General features: G+C 36.7%; 11 protein-coding genes. 3 read left to right on the forward strand and 8 right to left on the reverse strand.

The genetic code is table 11. The annotated features are described in order from the left end of the window. Positions 1-7 precede the first annotated feature (7 nt). Positions 8-1,102, reverse strand: coding sequence for a tetraprenyl-beta-curcumene synthase family protein (locus ACZ5N5_RS17915; RefSeq protein ID WP_464367949.1), 1,095 nt, complete (start codon positions 1,100-1,102; stop codon positions 8-10). A gap of 52 nt (positions 1,103-1,154) precedes the next feature. On the opposite strand from ACZ5N5_RS17915, the gene ACZ5N5_RS17920 reads away from it, so the two are divergent. Together ACZ5N5_RS17920 and ACZ5N5_RS17925 are read left to right on the forward strand one after the other, a co-directional pair. Beyond that, positions 1,155-1,670 (forward strand): gamma carbonic anhydrase, encoded by a 516-nt coding sequence (locus ACZ5N5_RS17920; protein WP_109984625.1) that lies wholly within the window; start codon positions 1,155-1,157, stop codon positions 1,668-1,670. 61 nt (positions 1,671-1,731) lie between these two features. Continuing rightward, positions 1,732-2,586, forward strand: coding sequence for a C39 family peptidase (locus tag ACZ5N5_RS17925; protein WP_277679211.1), 855 nt, complete (start codon positions 1,732-1,734; stop codon positions 2,584-2,586). Here ACZ5N5_RS17925 and asnB read toward each other — a convergent pair. The 6 genes from asnB to ACZ5N5_RS17955 all read right to left on the reverse strand — a co-directional run bounded on the left by asnB (position 2,577) and on the right by ACZ5N5_RS17955 (position 8,882). After that, on the reverse strand, positions 2,577-4,481 hold the full coding sequence (asnB, locus tag ACZ5N5_RS17930; RefSeq protein ID WP_109984627.1) for an asparagine synthase (glutamine-hydrolyzing): 1,905 nt from the start codon (positions 4,479-4,481) through the stop codon (positions 2,577-2,579). The two genes, ACZ5N5_RS17925 and asnB, sit on opposite strands and share 10 nt — an antisense overlap. A 247-nt stretch (positions 4,482-4,728) precedes the next feature. Continuing rightward, positions 4,729-5,931, reverse strand: a complete 1,203-nt coding sequence (gene metK / locus ACZ5N5_RS17935; RefSeq protein ID WP_109984628.1) for a methionine adenosyltransferase — start codon at positions 5,929-5,931, stop codon at positions 4,729-4,731. 446 nt (positions 5,932-6,377) lie between these two features. Further along, on the reverse strand, positions 6,378-6,872 hold the full coding sequence (ytkD, locus tag ACZ5N5_RS17940; protein ID WP_054787493.1) for an RNA deprotection pyrophosphohydrolase: 495 nt from the start codon (positions 6,870-6,872) through the stop codon (positions 6,378-6,380). A gap of 16 nt (positions 6,873-6,888) precedes the next feature. Then, entirely contained in the window at positions 6,889-7,461 is a 573-nt protein-coding gene (locus tag ACZ5N5_RS17945) for a hypothetical protein (protein ID WP_054859632.1), read from the reverse strand. Positions 7,462-7,609: 148 nt separating this feature from the next. After that, entirely contained in the window at positions 7,610-7,924 is a 315-nt protein-coding gene (locus tag ACZ5N5_RS17950) for a hypothetical protein (RefSeq protein ID WP_054859633.1), read from the reverse strand. Positions 7,925-8,042: 118 nt separating this feature from the next. Then, complete coding sequence (locus ACZ5N5_RS17955; RefSeq protein ID WP_054859634.1) at positions 8,043-8,882, reverse strand: ABC transporter ATP-binding protein; 840 nt, start codon at positions 8,880-8,882, stop codon at positions 8,043-8,045. 269 nt (positions 8,883-9,151) lie between these two features. Here ACZ5N5_RS17955 and ACZ5N5_RS17960 point away from each other — a divergent pair, with 269 nt between their 5' ends. Further along, entirely contained in the window at positions 9,152-10,399 is a 1,248-nt protein-coding gene (locus ACZ5N5_RS17960) for a DNA polymerase IV (protein WP_109984630.1), read from the forward strand. Here the strand turns inward: ACZ5N5_RS17960 and ACZ5N5_RS17965 are convergent. Next, a complete protein-coding gene (locus ACZ5N5_RS17965) occupies positions 10,396-11,865 on the reverse strand; it encodes an o-succinylbenzoate--CoA ligase (RefSeq protein WP_109984631.1) in 1,470 nt (489 codons plus the stop codon). The two genes, ACZ5N5_RS17960 and ACZ5N5_RS17965, sit on opposite strands and share 4 nt — an antisense overlap. Positions 11,866-11,878: the final 13 nt, after the last annotated feature.

The following is an 11,878-nucleotide window of genomic DNA, read 5'->3' on the forward strand; positions in this document are numbered from 1 at the left end:
GATCACCTCAATATCTCCCCGCTAAACGGTTATATAGCTTTATGTTCCAATGGAAGAATTGTGATTTCCTACCGCTTGCCTTGATCAATTTTTTGACTGTCGAATAGGCTTGTTTCATCTTTTTTACCTTTGGATCCGCTAGATATAAGCCTACAAGGCCATGCTGAATCATTTCATGAAAGTAAGCATCTGGTAGTTTTTTTACTTGATTATTTGTTTGTTCCACGAAAAAAATCAGACGTCTCTCCAGTTCTTCTTCATTTTGATAATAGCTGCAGAAATTCAAGTCACCCTCTTCTGCATCCTCTTGTTGATCAATAAAATAATCTAACATAATATGTAACCCTTGTAGATAAGGAAAATAACTCTCGAAAATAACTTCAGCAAGCTGATCTGTCATCTCCCCAGCCAAAGCATAGGATGTCATACAGAAAATACCTAATGTGGATCCAGTACATGCAGAAAACTCGTACCAGCTTAGCATTGGCCATTTGGATTGATAGGTACTAAACCATTTTTCTAATCTTGGAATTCGTTCTTCGTGACAAACGTGTTTATGTACTTGTAAGTCACTATACAATGCTTCAAGCTGAATCATAAGTCCTTGTATATTTTTATAGTTACTTATTCGACTAACTATTTGTTGACATGTCTTTACCAGATCAGTCAAATAGTCCGCATCCTCTTGTTCTTCTCGGTATTGATAATAATTTTTTAGCTTTACATTTGGTGATAAAGCATCCTCCATTGATTGGTGAAGCATTCTAAAATCCTCCGGGTCTAATGAAGTACTTCGATCACATAGATTGTCAAGATAATCACTTATTGTTTGATAGGCTACAATAAATCGAATAGCTTCTTTCCATTGTTCCCCTGCTAATAGACTATACACACTTCCACCTTGGCAATGGAACTTTTTAGAACGAATACTTGCCAACGCTTGTGTTCGTAATTCTTTATTCGGTATTTTTTTAGCTCTTTCCTGCCAATAATCGAGCTCTTTATTTACTTGTGGAAAAACTTTCTGATAAACCTGTTTTAATAAAATTGGGGCATTTGTTGGGATTGTAATAGACAAAATGGTTCCCTCACTTTTCTTCATTTCTATTTCATATGATATCATATTATTAACTATCTAGCAGGAGGTTCATACGATGATTTTAGAATACAAAGGAAAAATACCTAATATTCATCAACATGCATTTATCGCACCTGATGCTGTCATTACAGGGGATGTTGAAATTGGAGAATTTACAAGTGTTTGGTTTAAAACCGTTATTCGAGGTGATGTAGCGCCTGTTAAAATTGGGGCATATGCTAACATCCAAGACCTATCTCTCCTACACCAAAGTCCAGAACTGCCACTTATTATTGAAGATTATGTTACGGTTGGGCACCAAGTTACTTTACATTCTGCCATTATTCGTAAGCATGCGCTCATAGGGATGGGGTCTATTATTTTGGATGGGGCAGAAATAGGCGAAGGTGCTTTTATTGGGGCAGGAAGCCTTGTACCACCTGGCAAAAAAATCCCACCAAACACACTAGCATTTGGAAGACCAGCTAAAGTAATTCGTAATCTTACCGATAAAGATATTAAGGATATGAATCGTATCCAAAAGGATTACGTAGAAAAAGGAAAATACTATAAAAACAGGATAAGCAACTGATTCTATAAATCATGGTTGCTTTCTCGCTATTTCGAATTTCTACAGTTTGATGGAGGGCAAAATGCTTACAACCCTATTTATCATTTCCATTTTTATGTTCTTCTTTTTATTATATTTTTATAAATCTTATCGAAAAAAAATTATTCAATATATGGCATTGCTTTATATACTGCTATTCGGAACGATAAGTATTGGTACAGGGGGCTACTTACTATATACGGCTGATATTGAATGGGTTTATGCAACAGACTATCAGACAAAACTCTTCACGACACATGCCAATCACCATCTTACGCTTGATACGAAAGTAGAGCATAGTGTTATGCTAGATGCACCAATGGTCTATCAATTACCAGAATTACCGAGAGGCTGTGAGGTGACTACTTTATCTATGCTTCTTCAATATCATGATATAGATGTCGACAAACTTACCCTTGCTTCCCAAATTGTAAAAGATACAACAAACTACAAGCAAGAAAACGGACAAATATTTTTTGGTAACCCGCATGAAGGCTTTGTTGGAGATATGTATAGCTTTGAAAATCCAGGGTATGGGGTCTATCATCAGCCGTTAACAGAATTAGCCAAATCTTATGTTGGTAATTTAGCTCAGGATCTAACAGGCTCTGATTTTCATCGTGTTATCGAATCTATTTCTCAGCAAAAGCCCGTGCTTGTCATCACAAATGCTACTTTTCAACCATTAGCAGAAGAAGCCTTTGAAACATGGCAGACACCAGAAGGACCTATTAAGATTACAATGAAAGAGCATGCTGTACTAGTAACTGGCTATGATAAAGATTTCATCTATTTCAATGATCCACTTAAAGGAAAACAAAAAAAGGCTCCCAAACATGCTTTTATTAGCGCTTGGGAGCAAATGGGCAAGCAGGCTATCACCATTGATTATGATTGATGTAGCTTGCTTGCTGCTTTATCCTCTTGTTTTAATAATTCGGTATCGAATTTATTTTCAATAAAAATTTGATGCCAGAGCATAAACATAAACACTGTCCACAATTTTCTACTATTATCTGCTTTATTTGCACAATGTTCCTCTAACAATTGAGTAATAATGGTTTTATCCAATAAATGATCTGTAGCACTTTCTTTAATTAGATCTCTTGCCCATTGATTCAATTCATTTTTCAACCAATGACGTATTGGTACAGGGAAACCTAATTTTTTTCTATCAAGGATATGGTCTGGTACGATACCTCTAGATGCTAATCTTAAGATATGCTTCGTCGTGCCTTCTGCTATTTTCATGTCTACAGGTATTTCGCTCGCTACCCGGAATACTTCCTTATCTAAGAAGGGCACTCGTAACTCTAAAGAATGAGCCATTGTCATTCTATCTGCTTTTAACAAAATATCCCCGCGCAACCATGTTTGGATATCGACATATTGCATCTGATTAACTGGATCAATACCTTGAACATTTTGATAAAAAGGTGCGGTAATCTGTTGATAATTAATATTCGATTGATGAGTTTTTAATAGTTTTTGCTTCTCTTTTTCTTCGAACATCTTGGCATTACCAATATAACGATCTTGGAGCGGGGTTGTACCTCTCTCCAAGAAGCTTTTCCCTTTCACACCTTCTGGTAATATTTGCGCTACACGTGCCAATAAATCTTTAGCTGGTGTTGGAATAGATTGAAATACTTTTAATGATTCTGGCTCTCGATAAATATTATATCCACCAAATAACTCATCTGATCCTTCTCCAGATAGAACAACAGTTACATGCTTTTTCGCTTCTCTTGCAACAAAATATAATGGGACACAAGCTGGGTCAGCAAGTGGGTCATCGAGATGCCAGATAATTTTAGGTAATTTCTTGACATACTCTTCTGGCGAAATGATATAAGAGTGATTTTCCACTCCAAGTTTATCTGCTGTTTCCTTTGCAACATCCACCTCTGAATATCCCTCTTGCTCAAATCCTACAGAGAATGTCTTGATATTCGGATGGTATTCCTTCGCCATCGCAACAATTAAAGATGAGTCTATTCCGCCAGATAAAAATGATCCAACAGGTACATCACTTCGCATATGCACCTTAACTGAATCATACATCACATCTTGAATCTTTTTGATCAGTGCTTGCTTGTCCTGATCAACAGGCTGGAATTGTGCATGAAAATAACGTGTAAAGGTGATTTCTTTATCAAGAGGCTTGACAAAATAATGGCCTGGATTTAGTTTCTCTATATTTTCGTGCATTGTCATAGGCTCAGGAACATATTGAAAGCTTAGATAGTGCTGTAATGCTTCTCTGTCAACCGTGCCCTCTATATCTCCTAGCAAGCTTTTTTTCTCTGAAGCAAAATACATTCCTTCTTCCGCGTTTTTGAAGAATAGTGGCTTAATTCCAAATGGGTCTCTTGCCCCATAAAGAACCTGATTTTCTTTATCCCAAATTAGGATCGCAAACATTCCTCTTAATTGTTCAAATGCTTTTACACCATACTCTTGAAACATGGCTAAAATCACTTCTGTGTCTGAATCAGTTGTGAAGGAATAACCCTTTTTTTGTAATTCTTCTCTAAGTTCAATATAGTTATAAATTTCACCATTAAACACCATCCAGTACTGTTCATCATGGTATGTAAACGGCTGATGTCCACTTTCAATATCTATAATGCTTAATCTTCTAAAGCCAAATAAAACGTGATTATCTTCATAATAGCCTTCATCATCTGGACCACGGTGATAAATGGCTGTATTTTTATTTTCGAACTGTTGTCTTTGTTCACTTTCCCACATTTTATTATCAGATTTTAATATACCAATAAACCCACACATAAATTATTTCCTTCCTTCTTTTCCCTTCTATTATAGTAGACGAATTTTACCCTACTGAGGTTACTTCTCCTATTGTTATATATTCGCTCTTTTCCACTATAAGAATGGGTGTAATTTCATGATGATTGTTTAAAACCGAGCATGTACTATTACTCTTATCACCTATACGTGAGACCTTATTCATCAGAAAAGGTCAAGTCCTCACAGGCACTTGACCTCATCTCAATTACTCTATTTTATCTGTTTCTTAGCCTTTTGACAAGTAAGATCTTAATTGATCGACCTTATTTGTTTTTTCCCACGGGAATTCTGTGTCTGTCCGTCCGAAATGGCCATATGCGGCAGTTTGACGGTAAATTGGTCTTCTTAAATCAAGCATTTTAATAATACCTGCTGGACGCAAATCAAAATGCTCGCGAACTGCTGCAACAAGTTCTTCCTCCGTATATTTCCCCGTACCAAATGTATTTATGGAGATGGATACAGGCTGTGCCACCCCAATTGCATAGGCAAGTTGAACTTCACATGCTTCCGCTAATTCAGCTGCAACAATATTCTTTGCTACATAGCGTGCTGCATAAGCGGCAGAGCGATCCACTTTTGTTGCATCCTTTCCACTGAATGCTCCACCACCATGACGTGCATAGCCACCGTAAGTGTCTACAATTATTTTCCTTCCTGTAAGTCCTGCATCTCCCTGGGGACCACCAATTACAAAGCGGCCTGTTGGATTGATAAAGTATTTTGTCTCCGTATCTAAGAGTTCTGCTGGAACAATTGGGTTAATAACAAATTCTTTTAAATCTGCTTGAATTTGCTCTAGTGTTATATCCTGATGATGTTGAGTAGAGATAACAATCGTATCAATTCTAATCGGTTTGTCATTTTCATCATACTCAACGGTGACTTGTGTTTTACCATCTGGTCGCAAATAACTCAGCGTACCATTTTTTCTTACGTCAGATAATTGCTTAGCTAACTTATGTGCCAAACTAATTGGAAGTGGCATTAATTCAGGTGTTTCATTATTAGCATAACCAAACATTAATCCTTGGTCTCCTGCACCAATTGCCTCGATCTCATCATCTGACATTTTACCTTCTCTTGCCTCTAATGCAACATTAACACCACCAGCGATATCTGCTGATTGTTCATCAATGGCTGTTAGCACTCCACACGTCTCTGCATCGAAGCCATATTTTGCTCTTGTATAACCGATTTCTTTAATAGTATTGCGAACAATTTTAGGAATATCAACATACGTGCTTGTAGAAATTTCTCCAGAAACAAGAACTAATCCTGTTGTGACAGTCGTCTCACAAGCTACTCTAGCATTGGGGTCATTTTTCACTATTTCATCTAAAATCGCATCAGAAATTTGATCACAGATTTTATCAGGATGACCCTCTGTGACTGATTCTGATGTGAATAATCTTCTATTTTCTGGCATTATCATTTTTCCTCCTTCAACACTTTCCATTCCAATTGAGCACTTTGATTCTGTCTTTTCTATTTATGAATTCTTAATGTTCTCTTCTAACTCTCTATCTACTACTATACCGTTTTTATCGACAGAATGCACGAAAACCCAATCACAATTAAACCGATTTATTTAGTTGGTTATAAAAACATTATTTTAAGCTAATCAAACAAAATGAAGAGAAACCTACTCCAAAATAAGTACGCTTCCCTTTATGGCATACGTCTCCACACTGTTTTATCGTATCGGAAGTGGATAATAAAGTCAATTTATTTTTAGTAACTAGCTTCTTTCTGATGGTTGCTGGAACGATGTCTATCTAAAAAATCCGAGCCTTGTTAAGGCTCGGACAAAAAAAAGAGGCCTGCTCGGATAGCAGTGCGCTGACGGACATTAAATACTTAAATAAAGCAAACTTAGCTTCTTGATTGATTTGAATTAATCAAAAGCTTTTCTTTCACATACTGAATGCTATAGGTTAAAACATCATCTTTCATAATGAAACTAAAGGCCATATTTGATTGAATATCTTCTGGTAACGAATCTAATAAAATAGGTCCTGCTGTTTCAAAATAATGATCGTTTTTGGCTAAGCCACTTATTTCAGCATAATAAATATTTTTGGTTAGTTGATCATGCTTCCCTTTGACATAATATTGGCCAATATAGGTTAACTGATCAACCTCTCCTCCCGTCTCTTCATGTACTTCTCGAATAGCAGCCTCGGCTGCTGTCTCATTCTTTTCTACTTTTCCACCAGGAAACTCTAGTCCACGATCGAGGTGTTTCGTTAGTAGCCATTTGGATTGATAGCGACAGATAACCCAAACATGTTTTGGATTTTTATTAAAGGGATGATCCTCAAAGGATAGCTGTATCTTATTGTGATAATAATCATAAAAAGTTTTCATACATCTATTTTACCTCTTATGAATCTACATGGCTAATCTTAACTATTTTCCATTGATTATTGATTTTTTTAAACTGAATATTAATCATATAATTGCCATATAAATCTGTTTGATTTTGTTGACTTATTTCTACTATATTCCCATCTAATCTTGTTCTCTCATAGTTGTTTTCCTTTTGGAACCATGGTGGTGTTTCCGTTGGTACAATATATAAGCCATCTTGCTTTTCTTGATAATAGTATTCTACATAAGGCAAGGCTACTTCTTTTGTCGTTATTTTTTCAAAAGCTTGAATCAGCTCTTCTTTTGTTTGATAGTGAATAATCTTGTTGTCGCCATCTATTTCCTGTACTAATGTTTGCATAAATTTATCGGTTAGCTCGACAATGGTTTCATGGGATAGTTCTGTTTGTTTTTCTTCCTTTACTAGTTGCTTGATATCCTCAAAGTTGGCATTGTTTAAACTTTGTTGTTTGTAGGCATTGTTTTTTCCAGTTGCTAGACTTTGATCGGTGTTGTATTGGCTAACAATCATGATCGCAAAAATAAGAAGTATTCCTGTTGTCAATGTTACCAATAATTTCTTCAATGCTCTCCCCCCCATCTTATATTACTATTACCTTTTTTCCTATTAAATTAAACCTTTATTACTAGATATTTATTTAAAATGAATACTTTAATTAAAAAGACGATTTAGAGAGAGAAAATGTTTCATTTTTTTATTTATTATTAATAAATCAGTTCTCTTTACCTATATTGTATTTATCCATAGCTGCTTTCGTCTCTTCATCTGCTAGTTCATATATCATTTGATAAACACCTTTTATCCCTTCATCATATGCATCGTTTTGTGGATCATTATGATAAGGGGTAAAAGGGATATGTGCTCGTACATAAGTGCTTAGATCTGCATCATGTATTTCATCAAATTTTAGTCTAAGTAATGTGATTTCTTCATCGTTTGCTTGAATCACAAATTCTGCATTACCACCATATGGGATGTGAGATATTTCTTGGGTACCTATATTAACATAATATTTTTTCTTTTCCATTGTTTTCACTCCTTCTCGATAGTTATATGTTAGAAGAGGGAAAACATACTTAGTAAAACTTGCCTTTCTAAAGGCATAAAAAATCCTCTATCTCTAAACAGATAAAGGATTTTCTTTATTACACAGTTTGCATTTGCTTTTGTTTGGATTCTTCGACTGCTTCTTTAATTAAGCAGCGTCCACGTCCATGTGGTATACACATCGGTGTTCCGAACATTGGGTCATACATCACATCACACTTCATTTGAAAAACATCATGTACTAAGCCACAATTAATTATTTCTTCTGGCTTACCTTGCGCGTAAACCTGCTTATCCTTAATTGCCACAATATGGTGAGCATAACGACAAGCTAGATTTAAATCATGTAGAACCATTACAATCGTACTTTTTCTTTTTTCATTTAGTTCAAACAATAAGTCTAATATTTCAATTTGATGAGTCATATCAAGATAAGTCGTTGGTTCGTCCAATAAAACCGTATCTGTACCTTGTGCCAAAGTCATCGCAATCCACGCACGTTGACGTTGCCCGCCTGATAAGGAATCCACCTCACGATCTTTTAATGCCGTCATATTCGTTGCCGATAAAGCTTCATTGACTGCCTGCTCATCTTCTGGAGACCAACGCTTGAACATCGTCTTATATGGATGACGTCCTTGCTTCACTAATTCTTCAACGGTTAATCCTTCTGGACTTGTTGGGCTTTGAGGCAAAATCGCTAGTTGTTTTGCTACTTCCTTTGTAGGTATTTTGGCAATGTCTTTTCCGTTAAGTACTACATCACCATCTTTTGGCTTTAATAAACGCGCTAATGATCGTAATAATGTTGACTTACCACAACCATTTCCGCCGATAAAGACAGTAATTTCACCCTTTGGAATAGCAATATCTAAATCATCTATAATAATTTCTTCTCCATAACCTAATGTTAAATCCTTTGCTACTAATGTTTCCATTCTGGAACCTCTCCCTCGCTTACGTTCGTTCGCAAACCTTTGTGTTATTCCTTAAATGGTTAATCGTTCCATTCTCTAAGTATCTTCTACTTTTTAGTGTAGTGGGTTTCTGCAAAAATGTCAATGATAATCTTTATCAATTATGAAGGAGTTTTTTATTAATATTTAATTTCCATATTTTGTTTCTTCTTATTTCCACTTCTTTGTACTATACTAATAGAGAACACACGTTCCTTTTCGTGTTAAAAATCCAAGAGGAGAGAACATCAATGGATTATCATACTTTTCCGAGAAATAACATCCTATGTATTGATATGCGTTCCTTCTATGCTAGTGTCGAGTGTGTCAAGCTAGGGCTTGACCCCATGACGACAATGTTAGCAGTCGTTGGAGATAAAACAAGATCCGGTAGCATCATACTAGCTGCTTCTCCAGCATTAAAACAGCGGTATGGAGTAAAAAATGTCAGTCGCTATTTTGAATTACCAGAGGATCCAAATATTCATATCGTGCAAGCAAGAATGGGGGATTATGTAAAAGTATCGATTGAAATTACTAAATTACTCTATCGCTATGCTCCACGTGAAGCTATTCATCCATACTCTGTCGATGAAATGTGGTTAACCGTTAATGGATTGGAAAAGATATATGGTAATGCCTATCAAATTGCACACATGTTAAAAACAGAAATTTACGAAACGATGGGACTCACTTGTGCTATTGGGATTGGTGATAATAAATTTTTAGCAAAAGTAGTAATGGATTTATATGCAAAGAAAACGGGGATTGCTACATGTCGATATGAGGATGTCGAAGCATTGCTTTGGCCTGTAGAAGTAGAAAAAATTTGGGGGATTGGCAGTAGACTCAAAAAGCACCTTCAACGCATGGGGATTTTGACATTAGGACAATTAGCACAACACCCTTTAGAACAATTAAAGAAACGCTTTGGTATTATGGGAGAGCAACTATATTGGCATGCTTGGGGGATTGACCTCAGTCCTATTTATACCGAAGCAGAAAAGGAAGAGCAAAAAGGCTTTAGTCATGGAATTACATTATTAAGAGATTATTCCGAAGAAGAAACCTATGTCTGCATGTTAGATTTATGTGAAGAAGTAGCAAGACGAACTCGAGCGAGCAAAAAGGCTGGACGCACAATCCATTTAAGCATTGGATATGCAAATAATCTTGGCGGATTCCATCGCTCGCGTTCTCTTGACTTACCTACTAATGTTACGATGGACATTTATCATGTTTGTTTACAGCTTTTCCATGAATTCTATGACCATCATAGTAAAATCCGCCGTGTCACCGTTAGTTTAAATAATTTATATGATGATATAGAGACACAGCTCCAGCTATTTGAAGATAAAGGAAAGAAGAAGGATATTGGTTATGTGATGGATACCATCCGTGATCAACATGGGTCCACCGCGATTTTGCGTGCAACTAGCTATACAGATGCGGGTATTACGATCGAACGCAGCAAAAAAATCGGTGGTCATTATGCTTAACCATTTCTCTCCTCTATCCATTTCTTCAGTTGGTGGCGCTGCAATTTATTGGTAGCATTACGAGGAAGAACATCAGTAAAAAATATTTGTTTCGGTATTTTAAACCGGGCTAGTCGGCTCCGACAATGTTTTACAATATCGTCTTGAGTCAAAGCCCCATCCCTTTTAACAACAAAAGCAACAGGGACCTCTCCCCACACTGGATCAGGAATACCGACAACCCCGGCTTCTGCAATAGTAGGCATAGACAATAGGCAGTCCTCAATTTCAGCAGGATAAATATTTTCCCCGCCAGAAATAATAAGATCACTTCTTCGATCAACGACATACAAAAAGCCTTCCTCATCTTGATAACCGAGATCACCTGTCAAAAACCATCCCTCTTGAAAGGAAGCAAGATTCGCTTCTTCTCGCTTATAGTAGCCATCCGTGACCATTGGACCTCTGACAACTATTTCTCCTATCTCATTCACAGCTGCCTGTTTCCCATTTTTTCTAATCTCTAAGCTAGCAGAGAATAAAGCGTGCCCTGCAGACCCAATTTTTCGCAAAGCGTCATGCTCATTTAATGTTGCAATTTGCGAAGAAGTCTCTGTCATTCCAAAGGTTTGTACAATCGGAACATCAAGAGCGCGGGCTTTTTCTAGTAATGGCTGCGGAGCCGGTCCACCTCCAAGAAGCATGCAACGAAAATTTTTAGGGTAGCGTTGCTTACCTAGTAATTGTAATAATCGCATACACGTCACGGAAACAACAGAGACAATGGAAACACCCTTGTCTATAATAGCCTGATGTACTATTTGTTCATCAAACCTTTCTAAAAGGTAAACTGGCATTCCATAAATAATCCCTTTTAGAATAATCGATAAACCACCAATATGAAATAATGGTAAACAGGCTAACCACTTATCTGTTGATAATAATCCTAAATTCAAAGCTGATGCAACCGCACTTGCCCAATGATTCTTATAGCGATGCATGACAGCTTTTGCCGTTCCTGTGGTCCCTGATGTAAACATCATCGAACAGAGCCCCTCCATTTTAATCGAAGATGGAAGCGATATAGACATTGTTTCTAATTCTCTTATTTGATTAAACGTATACGAGGTAGTCGATAATTGCTTGGCTTTAGATCGATAATAAGTACTAGTAAGCAATAAATCAACATCAGCAGCCTGGCACTGTTTTTCGATTTCCTTTTCCGTAAGCCGTGTATTTAGAAAAACAACTGGTGCTTGTATATAGGTACAAGCTAAAAAGGCGACGACCATTTCAACCGAATTGCCTGATAATATGCCGATATGTTTTTGTTTACAAGCGACATTTGCGAGTTTTTTTGCAAATAGTTTTGCTTCTTGCTGTAACCGAAAAAAAGTCCATTGTTCTCCTTCAGGCGTTTCAATAGCTAAAGCATCTGGGCTTAATGCTACCCTTTTGTCTAACCAATGCTCCATTACCTCACTCATAGGAACCCTCCTT

This window comes from Gracilibacillus sp. JCM 18966, from assembly GCF_055392695.1.

Excerpts from the sequence above, each read along its gene's own strand:
- ACZ5N5_RS17965 (WP_109984631.1), bottom strand. The coding sequence starts at position 11,865 with ATGAGTGAGGTAATGGAGCATTGGTTAGACAAAAGGGTAGCATTAAGC.
- ACZ5N5_RS17960 (WP_109984630.1), top strand. The coding sequence starts at position 9,152 with ATGGATTATCATACTTTTCCGAGAAATAACATCCTATGTATTGATATG.
- ACZ5N5_RS17915 (WP_464367949.1), bottom strand. The coding sequence starts at position 1,102 with ATGAAGAAAAGTGAGGGAACCATTTTGTCTATTACAATCCCAACAAAT.
- ACZ5N5_RS17955 (WP_054859634.1), bottom strand. The coding sequence starts at position 8,882 with ATGGAAACATTAGTAGCAAAGGATTTAACATTAGGTTATGGAGAAGAA.
- ytkD (WP_054787493.1), bottom strand. The coding sequence starts at position 6,872 with ATGAAAACTTTTTATGATTATTATCACAATAAGATACAGCTATCCTTT.
- asnB (WP_109984627.1), bottom strand. The coding sequence starts at position 4,481 with ATGTGTGGGTTTATTGGTATATTAAAATCTGATAATAAAATGTGGGAA.
- ACZ5N5_RS17920 (WP_109984625.1), top strand. The coding sequence starts at position 1,155 with ATGATTTTAGAATACAAAGGAAAAATACCTAATATTCATCAACATGCA.
- ACZ5N5_RS17950 (WP_054859633.1), bottom strand. The coding sequence starts at position 7,924 with ATGGAAAAGAAAAAATATTATGTTAATATAGGTACCCAAGAAATATCT.
- metK (WP_109984628.1), bottom strand. The coding sequence starts at position 5,931 with ATGCCAGAAAATAGAAGATTATTCACATCAGAATCAGTCACAGAGGGT.
- ACZ5N5_RS17925 (WP_277679211.1), top strand. The coding sequence starts at position 1,732 with ATGCTTACAACCCTATTTATCATTTCCATTTTTATGTTCTTCTTTTTA.